We start from the raw sequence: 16,683 nt of genomic DNA on the forward strand, positions 1-16,683 counted from the left end.
GGGCGCTGTCCGTCGCTACCCGTCGATGCCCTCCCACCCGCGCCGCGGCGGCCGCTCGCCCAACTGCCGCGGGTCCCTGCGGCGGTAGACGATGTACGGGCGGAACAGGTACTGCACGGGAGCGCTGAACATGTGCACCAGGCGGGAGTAGGGCACCAGGGCGATCAGCAGCATGCCGACCACCGCGTGCACCTGGAAGGACGTCGGGACACCCGCCATCAGCGCCACGTCCGGGTGCAGCGTGAACAGGCTACGGGCCCACGGCGCGATCGTGCTGCGGTAGTCGTAGCCGTGGCTGAACGTCGAGTTGGTGAGCTTGGCCCACATCCCGAGGAAGATCGAGCCGACCAGGAACACGTACATCAGCTTGTCGTTGCGGGTGGTGGCGCGGAAGACCGGCATGTTGGTGCGCCTGCGGTACACCAGCGTCGCCAGGCCGGCCACGGCGAGCAGCCCGGCGGCGGTGCCGCCGATCAGGGACAGCAGGTGGTAGGCGTGCTCACTGACTCCCAGCGCGTCCGTCCACGACGCGGGCACGAACAGGCCCAGGAGGTGGCCCGCCAGCACGAACAGGATGCCGTAGTGGAAGACCGGCGAGGCGATGTTCAGCAGCCGCGACTCCAGGACCTCGGACGAGCGGGTGGTCCACCCGAAGTTGTCGTAGCGGTGCCGCCAGACCAGCCCGCCCACCAGCAGGACGAAGGCGACGTAGGGGAGCGCGCCCCACAGGAACGTCTGCATCAGGCTTCTCCGTTCAGCACCGGGAGGAGGCCCGGCCGGCCGTACGGCTCCATGCCGACCTCCTCGCGCGGCGGGCCGCCGCGGGCCAGCGCCCGGGCCTCGGCGCGGTCGCGCGGCGAGGGCCCGGGCAGCGTCGCGCAGACCGCCGCCGGCACCCCGGCGTAGGGGGTGTCGGCCTCGGCGAGGGCGAGCCGCAGCAGCTCCAGTCCGGCGCGGTGCTCCGTCAGCAGGTCGGTGCAGCCGGTCGCCGCGCCGAACTCCAGCACGGCGGGCAGGAAGTCGGGCAGCTCCCGGCCGTCGAACTCCAGGCCGTGCGCCCGGTAGGCCTCCTTGAACCGCACCAGCGAGCTGCCCCGGCGGCGGGTGTCGCCGTCCCGCCACCAGCTCAGGTGGAGGCAGTGCCGGTTGCGGAAGTCGAAGACCTGCACGTAGTGGGCGGCGAGGTCGGCGGGCGGCGTGGCGGCGGCGTACGCCAGGAAGGGCCGCAGCAGGCCGGCGGCCCGGCCGGCCAGGCCGTCCACCGCCGCCCGCACCAGGGGCAGCCGCGCGAGGAACTCCGCGTCCGGGTAGACCAGGCAGTGCGCGGCCGCCTGGTACAGGACGGCGCGGTCGCGGTCGGTGCCGCTCACGTCTCCTCCTCCTTGTCCGCGGTCTGCCGCCGGCGCAGCAGGTGGAAGCTCTCCAGCGACACCATCGGGAGCGCCTTGCGCCCCGAGTTCTCGCCGAACGGGCCCGAACCGCCCATGCCGGGGCCGCCGTCGTGGTCGAGGCTGCAGCCGTCGGGCAGTGCGGCCTCCTCCAGCCGCCGTGCGTCACCGGCGGCGGCGGTCGGGATCACGTAGCGGTCCTCGTACTTGGCGACGGCCAGCAACCGGTGCATGGCCTCCAGTTCGTCGCCGGTGAGGCCGACCGCGGCGCCGATCGCCGGATCCGGCGGCTCGTTCAGGTTGAGCCGGCGCATGTGCGCGCGCATCGCGGCCAGCCGCTCCAGCGAGGCCCGGACAGGCCCGGTGTCGCCCGCGGTGAACAGCTCCGCGAGGTACTCCAGCGGGATGCGCAGGGTGTCGATGGCGCCGAAGAGGTTCCCGGCGTCCTCGCCGTCGAAGCCGGTCTCGGTCAGCGCCTCCACCACCGGGGAGAGCGGCGGGATGTACCAGACCATCGGCAGGGTGCGGTACTCGGGATGCAGCGGCAGCGCCAGCCGGTAGGTGGAGACGAGGGCCCGCACGGGTGAGCGCCGCGCCGCCTCCACCCAGGCGTACGGGACGCCGTCGCGTTCGGCCGCCCGCCGCACCGCCGGGTCCTCCGGATCCAGGAAGACGCCCAACTGGGCCTCGTACAGGGCGGTGTCGTCCTCGACGGAGGCGGCGGCGGTGACCGCGTCGGCGTCGTACAGCAGGACACCGAGGTAGCGCAGCCGCCCGACGCAGGTCTCCGAGCAGACGGTCGGCAGTCCGACCTCGATCCGCGGGTAGCAGAAGGTGCACTTCTCGGCCTTGCCGGTGCGGTGGTTGAAGTAGACCTTCTTGTAGGGGCACCCGCTGACGCACTGGCGCCAGCCCCGGCAGTGGTCCTGGTCGACCAGGACGATGCCGTCCTCCTCCCGCTTGTACATCGCGCCGGACGGGCAGGCGGCGACGCACGCCGGGTTGAGGCAGTGCTCGCAGATCCGCGGCAGGTAGAACATGAAGGTCTGCTCGAAGGCGAACCGCACCTTCTCGGCGGCCTTCTCCCGGGTCCGGGCCACCATCGGGTCGGCGTCGCCGTGTTCGGTCGCGCCGCCGAGGTTGTCGTCCCAGTTGGCGCTCCACTCGATGGTCATCGGCTCGCCGGTGAGCAGCGAGCGCGGCGACGCCACCGGGAAGTCCTCGCCCAGCGGGGCGTTGACCAGCGTGCGGTAGTCGTAGCTCCAGGGCTCGTAGTAGTCCTTGATCCCGGGCAGCACCGGATTGGCGAAGATCCGCGCCAGCCGCTGGATCCGGCCCCCGAGCGGAGATTGAGGCGCCCGCGGCGGTCCAGGCCCCAGCCGCCGCGCCACCGGTCCTGGTCCTCCCAGCGCCGCGGGTAGCCCTGACCGGGCCGGGTCTCGACGTTGTTGAACCACACGTACTCGGTACCGCTGCGGTTCGTCCAGGTCTGCTTGCAGGTGACCGAACAGGTGTGGCAGCCGATGCACTTGTCGAGGTTCATGACCATCGCCAGCTGCGCCATGACCCTCACGAGTACTGCACCTCCTGGGAACGGCGGCGGATCACGGTGACCTCGTCGCGCTGGTTGCCGGTCGGGCCGAGGTAGTTGAACGCCCAGCTCAGCTGGGCGTAGCCGCCGATCAGGTGGGTGGGTTTGAGGATCAGCCGGGTGAGCGAGTTGTGGATCCCGCCGCGCCGGCCGGTGGTCTCCGTCAGGGGGACGGCCACCGTGCGCTCCTGGGCGTGGTGCATGTAGACCGTCCCGCGTGGCATCCGGTGCGAGACCACGGCGCGGGCCACCACCACGCCGTTGCGGTTGACCGCCTCCACCCACTCGTTGTCGCGGACCCCGATGGCGTCGGCGTCCTGCGGCGACATCCAGATCAGCTGTCCGCCGCGGGAGAGCGCGAGCATGAAGAGGTTGTCCTGGTACTCGGAGTGGATCGACCACTTGTTGTGCGGGGTGAGGTAGCGGACGGTCACCTCCCGCTGCCCGTCTGGTCCGAGGGCCGGTTCGCCGAACAGCCGGTGCATGTCGAGCGGGGGCCGGAACACCGGCAGCGCCTCGCCGAGTTCGTGGATCCAGTCGTGGTCGAGGAAGAACTGCTGGCGGCCGGTGAGGGTGTGCCAGGGCTTGAGGTGCTCGGTGTTCTGGGTGAACGCCGTGTAGCGGCGGCCGCCGGACTCGCTGCCCGACCACTCGGGCGAGGTGATCACCGGTACGGGCTCGGCCTGGGTGTCGGCGTAGCGGACCCGCTTGCCCTCGTGCTCGGTCGCGAGCTGTGCGAGCAGGGTCCCGGTGCGCTCCTCCAGGGCCCGGAAGCCCTGAACGGCCAGCCGCCCGTTGGTCGTTCCCGACAGCGCGAGGATGGTGTCGGCGGCCTTGACGGCGGTGTCGAGCAGCGGGCGGCCGTCCGCGGGTCCGCCGCGGGCGGTGCCGTTGAGGGCCCGCAGGGTCTCGATCTCCTCGTCGGGGTGCAGCGTCAGGCCCTTGGCGGGCAGGCCCAGCCGTTCGGCCAGCGGCCCGAGCGCGGCCATCTTGGCGCCGATCGCGGTGTAGTCGCGTTCGACGACCGTCAGGTTGGGCATCGTCCGGCCGGGGACGGGCTCGCACTCGCCGCGGCGCCAGTCCGCCGCCACTCCGCCCGGCTGGGCGACCTCGCCCGGGGTGTCGTGCTGCAGCGGGGTGGCCACCAGGTCCCGGCGGGTGTCCAGGTGCCCGTGGGCGAGTTCGCTCAGCCGCTGCGCGATGGCGTGGAAGGCGTCGAAATCGGTGCGGGCCTGCCAGGGCGGGTCGACGGCGGGGGTGAAGGCGTGCACGAAGGGGTGCATGTCGGTGGTCGACAGGTCGTGCTTCTCGTACCAGGTGGCCGCCGGCAGGGTCACGTCGGAGAGCAGGGTCGAGGAGGTCATCCGGAAGTCCAGCGACAGCAGCAGGTCCAACTTGCCCTCGGGGGCCTGCTCGTGCCAGGTCACGTCGCGCGGCCGCAGGTGTTCGGGGGCCTCCTCGGCGCGCAGCGAGGAGTGGGTGCCGAGCAGGTGCCGGGTGAAGTACTCGGCGCCCTTGGCGGAGGAGCCCAGCAGGTTGGCCCGCCACAGGGTCAGCACCCGCGGCCAGTTCTGCGGGGCGTCCGGGTCCTCGCAGGCGAACTTCAGTGTCCCGGCCCGCAGTCCCTCCACCGCGGCGGCGACCGGGTCCTCGGCGTCGGCGAGGTCCAGCGGGTTGCGGTCGAAGGTCGGGTAGGACGGCATCCATCCCGAACGGGCCGCCTGCGCCAGGCAGTCGGCGCCGGTCATGCCCGCGAAGCGGCCCTCGCCGAGCGGCGAGGCCAGCACGTCGGCGGCGAACCGGTCGTAGCGCCACTGGTCGGAGTGCAGGAAGAAGAAACCCGTGCCGATCATCTGGCGCGGCGGCCGCGACCAGTCGGAGGCACTGGCCAGCGTCGCCCAGCCGGTGGACGGACGGCACTTCTCCTGGCCGACGTAGTGCGCCCAGCCGCCGCCGTTGCGGCCCTGGCAGCCGGTGAGCTGGAGCAGGGCGAGGAACGCCCGGTAGATCGTCTCCGAGTGGAACCAGTGGTTGGTCCCGGCCCCCATGAGGATCATGCAGCGGCCCTCGGACTGCTCGGCCGTCCGCGCGAACTCCCGGGCGATCCGTACGCAGGCCGCGGCCGGCACCGAGGTGTGCACCTCCTGCCAGCCGGGGGTGCCCGGGTTCTCCGGGTCCTCGTACGAGGCGGGCCAGTGGCCGGGCAGGCCCTCCCGGCCGACCCCGTACTGGGCCAGCAGCAGGTCGAAGACGGTGGTGACGAGCGGCCCGTCCGGCCCGCCGAGCCGGCGGGCGGGCACCCCGCGGCGCACCACGTCGCCGCGGCCCTGCCCGTGCGGGCCGCCCTCGGTGTCGAACCGCGGCAGCAGGACCTCCACGGGCACCGCCGCGGCGTCGCCGTGCAGCGAGAGGACGGGGTCGAGGTCGCCCAGGTCGAGGTTCCACCGCCCCTTGCCGGACTCCGTCCAGCGGAAGCCGATCGAGCCGCCCGGGACGGCGGGCGCGCCGGTCGCCGCGTCCAGCACCACCGTCTTCCAGTCGGCGCCCTCGCCGTCGTCCCCGAGGTCGGCGGCGCGCAGGAACTTGTGCGGCACCCGGGCGCCGTCCTTCTCCGCCAGCGTCACCAGGAACGGCAGGTCGGTGAAGCGCCGGACGTAGTCGGCGAAGAACGGCACCTCGCGTTCCACGAAGCACTCGCGGAGGATCACGTGGCCCATCGCCACGGCGAGCGCGCCGTCCGTGCCGGGATGCGGGTGCAGCCACTCGTCGGCGAACTTGGCGTTGTCCGCGTAGTCCGGTGCGACCACCACGACCTTCTGCCCGCGGTACCGGGCCTCCGCCATCCAGTGCGCGTCCGGCGTGCGGGTCACCGGCACGTTGGAGCCCCACATGATCAGGTAGGCCGCGTCCCACCAGTCCCCGGACTCCGGGACGTCCGTCTGGTCGCCGAACACCTGCGGTGAGGCGACCGGCAGATCCGCGTACCAGTCGTAGAACGACAGCATGGGCGCGCCGATCAGCGACATGAATCGGGCGCCCGCGGCGTGCGAGACCATCGACATCGCCGGGATCGGCGAGAAGCCCGCGACCCGGTCGGGGCCGTGCGCCTTGATGGTGTGCACGTGGGCGGCGGCGACGATCTCGACCGCCTCCTCCCAGCCCGCGCGGACCAGACCGCCCTTGCCGCGTGCCTGCTGGTAGCGGCGGCGGCGCTGCGGGTCGGCCTGGATGTCGGCCCAGGCCAGCACCGGGTCGCCGAGCCGATCCCGGGCCTCCCGGTACATCTCCAGCAGGACGCCGCGCACGTACGGGTAGCGGACCCGGGTCGGTGAGTAGGTGTACCAGGAGAAGGCGGCGCCGCGCGGGCAGCCGCGCGGCTCGTACTCGGGGCGGTCGGGGCCCACCGAGGGGTAGTCCGTCGCCTGGGTCTCCCAGGTGATGATGCCGTCCTTGACGTACACCTTCCACCGGCAGGAGCCGGTGCAGTTGACGCCATGGGTGGAGGTGACGACCTTGTCGTGGCTCCAGCGGTCCCGGTAGAAGGTGTCTCCCGCGCGGCCGCCGGTGAGGCGCACGCTGTGCAGGTCGGCGGGGGTCTCGGCGCGCCGGAAGAACCGTCCGCTCGCAAGCAGCAGGGCCGCCGGTTCCGCGGCGGTGCCCCGGTGGCCGGCCCGGTCCGCGGGGTCGGCCGGATCTGCCCGTCCGGGGCGCTGACGATCATCCACCATGAACCACCATCAAACGGACCTTTCGCCCGAGCGGGTGGGAGGCGCGCCGAGGGGTCGCCCCGTCGCCGCGTGCCTGCCCGGCGACGTCCGTGCGCCTGCCCGGCGCCTGCCTGGCGACCGCCGGGCGACGGTGGGACGGCCCCGGGCGCGCCCGGGGCCGACAACCGTGCCGCGTGGCGCGCTTCTGCCACCATGGGGATCATGAACCCCGTGTCGGCCCGCTGGTGGGCCGGACTCCCGCCGGCGGCCGGCGCCGTCGTGATGGCCACCGGCATCATCTCCGTCGGCCTGGAACTGCTCGGCCACTCCGCCGCGTCGGTGGTCGCACTGGTCCTCGCCGGCGCCGTCTGGCTTGTCCTCGCGGCCGACTTCGCCGTCCGGCTGGTCCGCGACCGCGGCGGCTGGACGACGCTGGCCCGCACCCCGCCGGCGCTCACCGCGGTCGCCGCGACCTGCGTGCTCGGGACCCGGCTCTCGCTGCTCGGTTGGCACGCCACCGCCGGCGTCCTGCTGGCCCTATCGGCCGTCCTGTGGCCGGTGCTCCTGTACGCCGTCATGCGGCACTGGAAGCGGCCCATGCCCGGCGCGGCGTTCCTGGTCTGCGTGGCCACCCAGGGGCTTGCCGTCCTCGCCGGCACCCTCGCGCTCGCCGGTTGCGGCGACTGGCTCGGCCGGGCCGCCCTGGTGCTGTTCTGCCTCGGTCTGCTGCTCTACCTGGAGGCGCTGGCCCGCTTCGACCCGCGCCAGGTGTGGCTGGGCGCCGGCGACCAGTGGATCGCCGCCGGTGCGCTCGCCATCTCGGCGCTGGCCGGCTCGAAGCTGGTCGCCTCCGCGCTGTGGTCGCCGGGCGTGCACAACGCGCTGCGGACGACCACGCTCGTCCTGCTGGCCGTCGACCTCGGTGCCTATGCGCTGCTGCTCGCCGCGGAGCTCGTCCGGCCGCGACCGCGCTACGACGTCCGGCGCTGGTCCACCGTCTTCCCGCTCGGCATGAGCGCCGTCGCCGCGCTCTCCACCGCCACGGCCGCGCACGTCGCCGGGCTGCGCACGGTCGGCGAGGTCCTGCTCTGGGTGGCCGTGGCCGGGTGGCTGCTCACCGCCGCGGGCCTGGTCCGCACCGCCACCCGCGCGGAGGACTCCTGACGGTGCGTCAGGTACGTGTCGTGCGGCCGCCCGTCATCCGGCCGCGGCCGGACCGCTCTCGTAGGCCGTCACGATCGAGTCGAGCAGGCCGGGGTAGCGCCCTTCGAGGTCCTCGTCGCGCAGCATCGTCCACCGGCGGTTGCCGTCCTCCCGCTGGCGGATGACCCCGGCCTCGCGCAGCACCCGGAAGTGGTGGGTGAGCGTGGACGGCGCGACCTCCACCGGGAAGGTGCCGCAGGCGCGTTCGGGCGCACCGCGCAGGGTGCGGACGATCGTCATCCGGGTCGGGTCGGAGAGCGCGTGCAGGATGTCCAGCACCTGGAACTCCTCCGGCTCCGGGTGGGCGAGCGCCCTGCGCTGCGATCTCGGCATCTCCGACCTTCTCCTTCGACATCCATCGTACGTTCATGGTACTACTTTCGTCGTACGACGAACATCGAACGTCGAATCGGGAGGCACCATGCGCACGTTGATGATGACCGGGCCGTCGCAGGGAGTGGACGGCACCGAGATCCGCGAGATCGCCGAACCCCGGCCGGGCCCGGGCGAGGTGACCATCGACGTCGCGTACGCCGGGATCAACTTCGTCGATGTGATGGTCCGCCGCGGCGACACCGGGTACAGCGGTGGCTGGCCGCACGCACCGGGCGCCGAGGTGTCGGGGACCGTCCGGGAGGTCGGCCCCGGCGTCGACGGCCTGACGGTGGGGCAGCGGGTGGCCGCCTACACCGGGAGCGGCGGCCTGGCGGAGGTGGCCGTCGCGCGGGCCGAGCGCACCGTGCCGGTGCCGGACGCGGTGCCGTCGGCCGTCGCGGCGGCGGCCCCGCTCATGCTCACGACCGCGCTGCTGCTGCTCACGGACGCCGCCCGGTTCCGGCCCGGCGACACCGTGCTGGTGCACTCGGCCAGCGGCGGCGTGGGAAGCGCCGTCGCCCAGCTCGTCCCGGCGCTCGGCGGCGGCCTGCGGGTCGGCACCGTGGGCCGCCCCGAGAAGGTCGCCTCGGCGCTCAAGAGCGGGTACGACCTGGCGGTGGCGCGGGGCGGGGACCTGGCCGGGGCGGTGCGGGCGGCCACCGGCGGCGCAGGGGCGGACATCGTGCTCGACCCGCTGGGCACCACGATGCTGGAGACCGACCTGGCCGTCACGGCGCCCGGCGGACGGATCGTGCTGTTCGGCAACGCGGGCGGCGCCGAGCAGGCCCCGCTGCCGTCGTTCGGCCGGCTGATGGGCGGCAACGTCGCCATCGGCGGCTTCAGCGTCAGCGGCCTGTGGGCCACCGCGCCGCAGCGGGCCGCGGCCGGGCTGCGCCGGGTCCTCGGTCTGATCGCCGAGGGCCGGCTGGAGGCCGCGCCCGCCGAGGCCGGCTCGCTCGCGGAGGTGCCCGCCGTGCACCAGCTGCTCGCCGAGGGCCGCGGCGAGGGCAAGTACGTCGCCCGCGTCCGGGGCTGACCCGGCCGGGCGGCTGCGCGTCGGCCGCACGGGGACGCGCCCGGGGCGGGGGCGGCCTGTCGGGCCCCCGCCCCGGGCGGCGTCACCGTCCGCCGTTGACCACCGCGCTGGAGACGGCGCCGGTGTGCAGCCCCCAGGTGTCGAGGATCCGGTCGTACTCGCCGTTGCGGATCAGCTGGTCGACGGCCTTCGCCAGGGCGTCCCGCAGCCCGCCGTCCTGCTTGTTCACGGCGATCGCGTACGGGCTCGACTGCAGGCTGCCGCCGGTGAGCTGGAACTTGCCGCCGCGCTCCGCCGAGGTGTTGTACTGCGCGACCGGGTAGTCGTTGAGATCGGCCACCGCGGCGCCGTTCGCCACCTCGGCCAGCGCCTGCTGGTCGGTGCCGAGCAGGTGGACGTCCAGCCTGTCGTTCGACCGGCTGCAGGCGCCGACCTGCCGGGTGGCGATCTCCGCCTGGACGGTGCCGGTCTGCACGGCCACCGAGTGCCCGCAGAGACTGTCCAGCGTCGTGATCCCGGCCGGGTTGCCGGCCTTGACCACCAGCGAACTGCTGGTGATGAAGTAGTCGACGAAGTCCACGCCCGGGCCCGTCTGCCGGCCGTTGTCGTCGAGGCCGTTCTGGCGCGGCACGGTGTCGATCACCGCCGACATCGCCAGGTCGACCGACCGGGCCTGGACGGCCGGGATCAGCTTGTCGAACGGCATGTCCACGAACTCGACCTTGAGGCCGAGCAGTCTGCCGACCGCGTTCGCGATGTCTGGGTCCAGCCCGGCCGGCGCCCCGTCGGCGTCCCGGAAGTCGACCGGTGGGTAGTTGAGGTACGAGCCGATCCGCAGCACACCGGCCTTGCGGACGGCGGGCGGTACACGGTCGCGCAGCGCCGTCGAGCCGTCGGCCGCCCCGGTGGCGGAGCCGGCACAGCCGGAGATCAGCAGACCGCCCGCACTGACGGCCGCCAGAGCGCGTGCGGACATGGGGATGTCGTGCATGGTGAGGGATCTTCCTGAGGGAGGGAAGGAGGAGGGGCTGGCGGAGGGCGCACGAAGGGCACTCACGCCAGGGCACTCACGCCGCCGAGGCCGCAGGGTTACGCGACGCGGACCTGGTCCCGTTACCGGAGGCCGCCGCAGGATGGGCAGGCGGCCTGGTCGACCGAGGTACGCCACCGGGGGCGGATCGCCCATCCTTGCACTCCGCACCGCGGCCGGGCAGCCCCGGGCCCCCTACCAGCGGGTATGCGGAGGGGCGGGCAGCCCCCGGCGGCGCAGTCCGTACCCGGCCGGCCGAGCGGGGCGCGCCCGGACCGGCCCCTCGGAGCCGGGCATCCCTGCGCCTGCTCGCTGCCCGGCTCGCTGCTCCCCGGCTCCCTACCTCTCGGTCTTCGACCCGGCGGTCCGCCGGGGCCCGGGCGCGGCGGAGGGCGGCCCGGCGAGGACGGTGAAGCGGATGCCCGCCGCCACCAGGCGCTCGATCAGCGCCGGGCCCATGGCCGCGGCCGTGGTGACCTGCCCGGCCGTCGCGGGCAGGTCGTCGAAGGCCAGGCAGAGCGCCGACTCGGCGAGCATCACCGACGTCTCCGTGTAGCCCGGGTCACCGCCCGACACCTCCGTGCACACCCGGCCGTCGGCGCCGGTCGCCACGAACCTGACGGTGAACCAGGACCGCGCCCGCTGCTCCGCGGCCGGCCCCTGTCCCGCGGGTCGCAGCCCGGCCAGCGCCTTCCGGGCGACGGGCAGTTGGGCGGCCACCGCCAGCGCGGCGGCGGCCGCCACCCCGGCGAGGGCGATCGGCAGCCGCTTCACGGCCGCGAAGTGCCGGTAGGTGAAGTCCGGCCCGTACCGTTCGAGGGCGGCCGCTGACCGGGCGACCACCTGCGGGTCGATGGTCGGCAGCGGCACCCGCCAGGCGTGCGCCGTCCGGGACCAGCCCGGCAGCCCGGGGGCCGCCACCGTCCGCCGCCCGGCCGGGCGCGGTTCGGCGGCCCGCCGCTCCCGGGCCGCCCGGGCCATCGCCCGCGGACGCGAGAACGCGGTCAGCGCCGAGGCGAACGTCCCGCCGGAGATCGTGCCGCCGGCCCGGACGAAGCCCTCGACCGACACCCGCCCCGCGGGCCGTCCGGTGCGCCGGAGCAGCTCCTCCACGGTGAACAGCACCCCGAGGTCGTGCGGCACGGAGTCGAACCCGCAGGCGTGCACCAGCCGGGCGCCGGACGCGACCGCCGCGGCATGGTGCCGCAGGTACATCCGGTCGACGAACTCGGGCTCGCCGGTGAGGTCCACGTAGTCGGTGCCGGCCTCGGCGCAGGCCGCAACCAGCGGCTCGCCGTGGCGGATGTAGGGCCCCACGGTGGAGATCACCACCCGCGCGGAGGCGGCCACCTCGCGCAGCGCGTCCGCGTCCGCGGCGTCCGCGACGAGCAGCGGGAGATCGGCGCAGCCCGGGTCGATCGCGGTGAGCCCGTCCCGGACGGCCGCCAGCCGGGCGGCGTCCCGCCCGGCCAGCGCCCACCGGCAGCCGGGCGGGACGGCACGGGCCAGGTACTCGGCGGTCAGGCCCCCGGTGAAGCCGGTGGCCCCGAAGAGCACGAGGTCGTACGGGCGCGGCGCGGCCATGGGTGATCCCTACTCACGGGTAATCGGCGACCCGCTCACGCTAGGAGCCGGGCGAACGGGTGTCAACGATTCCGCCCCGGGCCGGGCGCGTCAGTGCGCGATGCCCTCGATCAGCTCCTGCGCGCCCTGCCGCTTCAGCGCCAGCGCGGTCGAGGTGCCGAGGTCCTCCGGGCTCAGCGCGCCGGCCCACTCGTGGGCGTCCAGCATCCGCTTGCCGTCCGGTGAGAAGACCCGGCCCCGCATCGACAGCCGTCCGTCCGCCTCGGCCCGGGCGTACCCGGCGATGGGGGCGTTGCAGTGCCCCTGCAGCACGTGCAGGAACATCCGCTCGGCGGCCGCCTCCCGCCAGGTGTCGCGGTGCCCGAGGCCGGCCACGGCCTCGATGGTCGCCGCGTCGTCCTCGCGGCACTGCAGGACGAGGATGCCGGCGCCGATCGGCGGACACATCGCCGCGACGTCGAGCACCTCGGTGATCCGGTCGGCCAGGCCGATCCGCTCCAGGCCGGACACGGCCAGCAGCAGCGCGTCCGCCTCGCCCGCGTCCAGCTTCGCCAGCCGGCTGTTCGCGTTGCCGCGGATCGGGACACAGGTCAGATGCGGGTGGGAGGCCGCGAGCTGGGCGATCCGGCGCACCGACGAGGTGCCGATCCGGGTGCCGGGCGGCAGCTCGTCCAGCGTCAGACCGCCCGGGTGCACCAGCGCGTCCCGGATGTCGTCGCGCTCCAGATAGGCGGCGAACACCGTGCCGGCCGGCAGCGGCCGGTCGGCCGGGACGTCCTTCAGGCAGTGCACGGCGAGATCCGCCGCACCGGCGATCAGCGCCGCGTCGACCTCCTTGGTGAAGGCCCCCTTGCCGCCGAGCGCGGCCAGGTCGCCGAGCCAGCGGTCGCCCGACGTGGTCACCGGCAGGACCTCCGTCCCGATTCCGGGGTGCAGCGCCGCGAGTTCGGCGCGGACCCTCTCGACCTGGGCGAGAGCCATCGGGGAGGATCGGGTGACGATGCGGATCGGATCGGCCATGGGGAGATGATAGGCCGTCAGCTGTCGTGCTCCCGAACGCCGGTCGTTCGTTCGAATGGGCGACCGGTGGCGCCGTCAGGGCCCGGGGAGCCCGCACCCTGACGCGCCTCGGCCGGGCCGGCCGGCCCCGGCCCGCCGGCCCAGCCCAGGAGCAGTACGGCTGCCAGGGCGGCCAGGGCGCACCAGGTCGAGGCGAACGCCAGCCGCCACACCACCGCGCAGGCCGCGGCCCCCGCACCGACCAGCACGCCCAGGGTCCGCAGCGCCCGGTCACCGCTCAGCAGCAGCGCACCGACGGTCGCCACCAGATAGCCGGCGACCCAGAGGGGAGCCCACCGGAGCCCCACGGCGTACGCCAGCGTGTGGCCCCTGACCTGCACCGTCACCGGGTGCCGCAGCACGGCGACCACCAGCGGCACGGCCACCGCGCAGCCGAGCACCAGGAGCGGGCCGATCCGCCTGCGGCGGGCCCCGGGCCCGGTCGCGCACCAGACGCCGAAGGGCACCAGCACCGGGAGCAACGGCAGCGCCATCAGGGCCCACACCGTCCGGGCCGTCTGGGCCGCTCCCGGACCGATCCGCCCGTCCGTACCGAGCCAGACAGCCGCCTCGACCAGCTGGTGCAGCCCGAGCAGCAACGGCAGCGCCGCCAGCGGAAGCCGCCGCGGATCCCGCACCTGGAGCAGGCAGGCGACGCCCAGTCCGCCGACCACCGCGCCCGCGACCGCGTCCGCCCCGGCACTCCAGCACACCCGGCCCACCTCCGCCCACCCGCCCGGGACGGGCGGTCCGCCGACGGCCGGGTACGTGTCCCCCGGTCAGCCCAGGGTCGGCCTCCCCGGCCCACTCCGCTGCGCGGCGACGCCGGGCCGTGCTGACCGGTCACCCGTTCGGCCGCCATTCCCGGACCCGCCACGGGCCTCCACCCGGGGGTCGGGTCGCGTCACGTCGGCGTACGCAGCGGCATCGGCGTGCTGCGGCCGTCCACCTCCAGGAAGCAGGCCGGCTCACCGTGCGCCCGGCCGGGCAGCTCGACCCGGGCGCTGACCGGCTTCGGCGGTTCCGTCGGCAGCGCCGCCGACAGCAGGCGGACGTCCGCCCGGTGCCCGTGCTCCCGCTCCCGCGCGACCTCCTTGCCGTTCACCAGCATCTCCAGCTCGCGAACAACCCCGAGCCGTACGGTCACCGTGACCGAGTGCCCGTCGTGCTCCCGGTGGAAGTGGTACTCGCGGCTCATGGCAGCCCTCCGTCCCTCCGGCCCGGCCCGACCCCGCGGCCGGCCTTCCATCGTGGCACCGGAAGCGCCGGAACGGCGTCCCGATGCCGTTCCCCGGCGCTCAGCCCGGCGCGCGCCCGGTCCGCACGTCTGCGCGGCTCCGTGGGTCCGGGGCCGGTCGGCGGCAATTCCGTTGCTTTGGCCCTGCTCGACCCGTCGGGAGGTCCGCGCCGTCGTCCTGGCCGAGGTCGGCACCCGCGCACTGCTGGACGCCGAGATCGGCCTCGCGCTGCCGCCGGCCCGCTCAGTCGGCCTCGACGACCTGGTCATCGCAGGCCGCGGGTTCTGCTGGTCGGGGATCTGCGAAAGCGGCTCTGGCCGCGCTCCCGTGAAAGCCCAGGAAGACGTGCTGTCTTTCGGGATCGACGCGCGGCTGGAGAGCGTGTGCACCACCACATGGCGGCGAGAGCTGACGCCGGTGGCCGGATCATCCGGTGCGTGCGGGCCGAAATATCAAGGGCTGTGACGTCAACGTCAGGGCGTAGCCTCGCGGGTATGGTTCGCACCACTCCTCCGCGTCCGGTCGATGTCGGCGCGCATTTCCCGGAGCTCGCGCCGTTGGCCCGCACCGCTGTGCGGCTGCACCCTCGCGCGGGCAGTCCCACAGCAGCGGACAGTTCGATCGGTGGCCCGCTGCTGTGGCCGTCCGAAGAGCCGTGGCCCGTGTGCCCGGACCATGCCGGTCCCACCCACCGCGGCACAACGCCGGACAATGTCCGGCTGCGGAGAGGGCTTTACGCCCGGAGAGCACGGCGAGGCGAGGATGTGAGCGCCATCCTCAGGCGTATCCCGTACGAGGAAGAGATTGCCCAGAACGGCCCGCTCCCGATGCTGCCGGTGGCTCAGCTCTACGCCGCGGACGTCCCCCTGCTCCCGCGGCCGGACGGCGCCGACCTCTTCCAGTTTCTCTGGTGCCCTTTCACCGATCACGCCGAGGGCTATGCGCCCCGGATCGTGCTGCGCTGGCGCACGGCTGCCGATATCCGTGACCCGCTCGCAGCCGCCCCGCAGCCCTCGGTGATCGGCAGCCCCGGCAATCTTCTGCCGGACCCGTGCGTGCTGCACCCCGAGACCGTCACGGAGTACCCCAACTCCTTCGAGCTACCGCGCGACCTGAGGGAGCGGATCGATGCCTGGGAGAGCCGGCACGGGGTGGACTACCACGGTGAACTCAGCGTTGCTCCGGGCTGCAAGGTCGGCGGGCACGTCCATTGGGAGGTGATCGGACCGGTTTCCATCGTGTGCGCCGAGTGCGGTTCAGACGTCCGTCCCCTGCTGACCATTGACAGCTATGACTGGGACGGCGAGGCGCCCAGCTGGCGGCCGATCGAGGAATTCGACGCCGAACTCCCGGACGACATCACCCCCGCCTGGTCCACAAAGCTCTACATCAGCCGCGGCTACAGCCTTCAGCTGTACACCTGCGAGACTTCCTGGGACCACCCTCACGTGCAGAAGGTGCAGTGACGCGAAATCGCCCGTCCCCGTAGGGTCCGGCGTGGATGGTCTTCGTCGGCCCCACTCGGACGGTCTGTCCGGCCCCGGCCCTCGAACGGTCAATGGGATGACTGCCTCGCCTGCTACCGGCGAGCAGTACTCGGGCAGCCGCTAGCGCTGAGATGGATCACGGTGTGAGGCTGTAGCACGGCCGGCGATGACAGCCTCGGTGCGGACACGCTCGTCAAACGGACCGCCGTTGGGAGCGAAGGTGTTCAGGGTCTGTCGGAGGTCATGCTCGAAGGCCGCCCGGTCGGGGCCGAGTGCGGCCGGGCTGGTGAAGCTGTAGGAGAGCTGAAGGCCGACGACCTCGTCCACGCTGCGGCTGACCGTCCGGTCCCAGCGGACCTCCTCGATCCGGGAGAACGGCGAGCGGAGCAGGACCTCCTGGTGACGCACGTCGGGGTACCCGGCCGGCCCGGATCCCTGCAGGCGTTCCGGATCCAGATGCCGTAGGCGGACCTCCTCGACCGCACGCAGCCAGGGCGGCGGTTCGAGGTCGTCGTGCCGGGCTCCGCAGGTCGCCAGTACCACCGCACCCCCGGGCTCGATCAGGGTGTCCAGGTCGCGCAGCAGCCGTTCCCGGTCCGTCCAGTGGAACGAGGCTCCCATCACCGTCAGCAGCACCGGTCCCACGTCCATCGCGAGAAGCGTGTCGGAGCTTCCGAGTCGCCAGTCGATATCGCTCACCCCTGCCCTGGCGGCGAGCCGGCGGCCCTCGGCGAGCATGGCAGGCTCCGGATCGACGGCGATCACCGTGCGCAGGAGGGGAGCCAGCGGCAGTGCGAGAGCCCCGCTGCCCGCCCCCAGGTCCAGCACGCGCTGGGAGCCGTCCAACGAAAAGCGCCGGCCGAGCAGGGCGAACAGGCGGGGATCGTACGCGGGCCGGAACCTCGCGTAGTACGGAACTGTCGAGGCAAACAACCCACCGGGCGAGGGCTTCACAGCTCCATTGAAGACCACCCGCCGGCGCGGG

General features: G+C 73.8%; 14 protein-coding genes and 1 pseudogene. 4 read left to right on the forward strand and 11 right to left on the reverse strand.

Annotated elements, in window-relative coordinates; all coding sequences use genetic code 11:
• Positions 1 to 15: 15 nt before the first annotated feature.
• The 4 genes and pseudogenes from narI to ABEB13_RS34210 all read right to left on the reverse strand — a co-directional run bounded on the left by narI (position 16) and on the right by ABEB13_RS34210 (position 6,707).
• Positions 16 to 741 (reverse strand): respiratory nitrate reductase subunit gamma, encoded by a 726-nt coding sequence (narI, locus tag ABEB13_RS34195; protein ID WP_345708570.1) that lies wholly within the window; start codon positions 739 to 741, stop codon positions 16 to 18.
• Positions 741 to 1,370, reverse strand: coding sequence for a nitrate reductase molybdenum cofactor assembly chaperone (gene narJ, locus ABEB13_RS34200; protein ID WP_345708571.1), 630 nt, complete (start codon positions 1,368 to 1,370; stop codon positions 741 to 743). Before narJ ends, narI begins: the two co-directional genes overlap by 1 nt.
• Positions 1,367 to 2,961: pseudogene (gene narH / locus ABEB13_RS34205) on the reverse strand (nitrate reductase subunit beta). The gene narJ and the pseudogene narH overlap by 4 nt, the downstream one beginning before the upstream one ends.
• Positions 2,958 to 6,707, reverse strand: a complete 3,750-nt coding sequence (locus ABEB13_RS34210) for a nitrate reductase subunit alpha (RefSeq protein WP_345708572.1) — start codon at positions 6,705 to 6,707, stop codon at positions 2,958 to 2,960. Before ABEB13_RS34210 ends, narH begins: the two are co-directional and overlap by 4 nt.
• 192 nt (positions 6,708 to 6,899) lie before the next feature.
• On the opposite strand from ABEB13_RS34210, the gene ABEB13_RS34215 reads away from it, so the two are divergent.
• Positions 6,900 to 7,850 carry a tellurite resistance/C4-dicarboxylate transporter family protein gene (locus tag ABEB13_RS34215; protein ID WP_345708573.1) on the forward strand — a complete coding sequence of 317 codons (951 nt, stop codon included), beginning with the start codon at positions 6,900 to 6,902 and terminating at the stop codon, positions 7,848 to 7,850.
• Between the two features lie 33 nt (positions 7,851 to 7,883).
• On the opposite strand, the gene ABEB13_RS34220 is transcribed toward ABEB13_RS34215, so the two are convergent.
• On the reverse strand, positions 7,884 to 8,222 hold the full coding sequence (locus ABEB13_RS34220; RefSeq protein WP_345708574.1) for an ArsR/SmtB family transcription factor: 339 nt from the start codon (positions 8,220 to 8,222) through the stop codon (positions 7,884 to 7,886).
• Positions 8,223 to 8,310: 88 nt separating this feature from the next.
• Between ABEB13_RS34220 and ABEB13_RS34225 the strand changes: the two genes are divergently transcribed.
• Positions 8,311 to 9,300 carry a quinone oxidoreductase family protein gene (locus ABEB13_RS34225; RefSeq protein WP_345708575.1) on the forward strand — a complete coding sequence of 330 codons (990 nt, stop codon included), beginning with the start codon at positions 8,311 to 8,313 and terminating at the stop codon, positions 9,298 to 9,300.
• A gap of 82 nt (positions 9,301 to 9,382) precedes the next feature.
• Here the strand turns inward: ABEB13_RS34225 and ABEB13_RS34230 are convergent, their stop codons facing one another.
• The 5 genes from ABEB13_RS34230 to ABEB13_RS34250 form a co-directional block, all read right to left on the reverse strand.
• The gene (locus ABEB13_RS34230) at positions 9,383 to 10,276 is read right to left on the reverse strand and encodes an ABC transporter substrate-binding protein (RefSeq protein ID WP_345708576.1); all 894 of its coding nucleotides are present in this window, start codon (positions 10,274 to 10,276) and stop codon (positions 9,383 to 9,385) included.
• 393 nt (positions 10,277 to 10,669) lie between these two features.
• Positions 10,670 to 11,914: a saccharopine dehydrogenase family protein gene (locus ABEB13_RS34235; protein WP_345708577.1), complete on the reverse strand. Its 1,245-nt coding sequence runs from the start codon at positions 11,912 to 11,914 to the stop codon at positions 10,670 to 10,672.
• A gap of 90 nt (positions 11,915 to 12,004) precedes the next feature.
• Entirely contained in the window at positions 12,005 to 12,934 is a 930-nt protein-coding gene (hemC, locus tag ABEB13_RS34240) for a hydroxymethylbilane synthase (protein WP_345708578.1), read from the reverse strand.
• A gap of 17 nt (positions 12,935 to 12,951) precedes the next feature.
• The gene (locus ABEB13_RS34245; protein WP_345708579.1) at positions 12,952 to 13,686 is read right to left on the reverse strand and encodes a DUF6629 family protein; all 735 of its coding nucleotides are present in this window, start codon (positions 13,684 to 13,686) and stop codon (positions 12,952 to 12,954) included.
• A 191-nt stretch (positions 13,687 to 13,877) separates the two neighbouring features.
• Positions 13,878 to 14,171 carry a hypothetical protein gene (locus ABEB13_RS34250; RefSeq protein ID WP_345708580.1) on the reverse strand — a complete coding sequence of 98 codons (294 nt, stop codon included), beginning with the start codon at positions 14,169 to 14,171 and terminating at the stop codon, positions 13,878 to 13,880.
• A 52-nt stretch (positions 14,172 to 14,223) separates the two neighbouring features.
• Here ABEB13_RS34250 and ABEB13_RS34255 point away from each other — a divergent pair, with 52 nt between their 5' ends.
• Both ABEB13_RS34255 and ABEB13_RS34260 read left to right on the forward strand, forming a co-directional pair.
• The gene (locus tag ABEB13_RS34255) at positions 14,224 to 14,676 is read left to right on the forward strand and encodes a hypothetical protein (protein WP_345708581.1); all 453 of its coding nucleotides are present in this window, start codon (positions 14,224 to 14,226) and stop codon (positions 14,674 to 14,676) included.
• A gap of 299 nt (positions 14,677 to 14,975) precedes the next feature.
• Positions 14,976 to 15,677 carry a hypothetical protein gene (locus ABEB13_RS34260; RefSeq protein WP_345708582.1) on the forward strand — a complete coding sequence of 234 codons (702 nt, stop codon included), beginning with the start codon at positions 14,976 to 14,978 and terminating at the stop codon, positions 15,675 to 15,677.
• A gap of 141 nt (positions 15,678 to 15,818) precedes the next feature.
• Here ABEB13_RS34260 and ABEB13_RS34265 read toward each other — a convergent pair whose 3' ends face one another.
• Positions 15,819 to 16,652 carry a class I SAM-dependent methyltransferase gene (locus ABEB13_RS34265; protein ID WP_345708583.1) on the reverse strand — a complete coding sequence of 278 codons (834 nt, stop codon included), beginning with the start codon at positions 16,650 to 16,652 and terminating at the stop codon, positions 15,819 to 15,821.
• Positions 16,653 to 16,683 lie beyond the last annotated feature (31 nt).

It is taken from the genome of Kitasatospora paranensis, assembly GCF_039544005.1.
Classification (GTDB): Bacteria; Actinomycetota; Actinomycetes; order Streptomycetales; family Streptomycetaceae; genus Kitasatospora; species Kitasatospora paranensis.

Excerpts from the sequence above, each read along its gene's own strand:
- narI (WP_345708570.1), bottom strand. The coding sequence starts at position 741 with ATGCAGACGTTCCTGTGGGGCGCGCTCCCCTACGTCGCCTTCGTCCTG.
- ABEB13_RS34250 (WP_345708580.1), bottom strand. The coding sequence starts at position 14,171 with ATGAGCCGCGAGTACCACTTCCACCGGGAGCACGACGGGCACTCGGTC.
- ABEB13_RS34220 (WP_345708574.1), bottom strand. The coding sequence starts at position 8,222 with ATGCCGAGATCGCAGCGCAGGGCGCTCGCCCACCCGGAGCCGGAGGAG.
- ABEB13_RS34235 (WP_345708577.1), bottom strand. The coding sequence starts at position 11,914 with ATGGCCGCGCCGCGCCCGTACGACCTCGTGCTCTTCGGGGCCACCGGC.
- ABEB13_RS34210 (WP_345708572.1), bottom strand. The coding sequence starts at position 6,707 with ATGGTGGATGATCGTCAGCGCCCCGGACGGGCAGATCCGGCCGACCCC.
- ABEB13_RS34230 (WP_345708576.1), bottom strand. The coding sequence starts at position 10,276 with ATGTCCGCACGCGCTCTGGCGGCCGTCAGTGCGGGCGGTCTGCTGATC.
- hemC (WP_345708578.1), bottom strand. The coding sequence starts at position 12,934 with ATGGCCGATCCGATCCGCATCGTCACCCGATCCTCCCCGATGGCTCTC.
- ABEB13_RS34225 (WP_345708575.1), top strand. The coding sequence starts at position 8,311 with ATGCGCACGTTGATGATGACCGGGCCGTCGCAGGGAGTGGACGGCACC.
- ABEB13_RS34215 (WP_345708573.1), top strand. The coding sequence starts at position 6,900 with ATGGGGATCATGAACCCCGTGTCGGCCCGCTGGTGGGCCGGACTCCCG.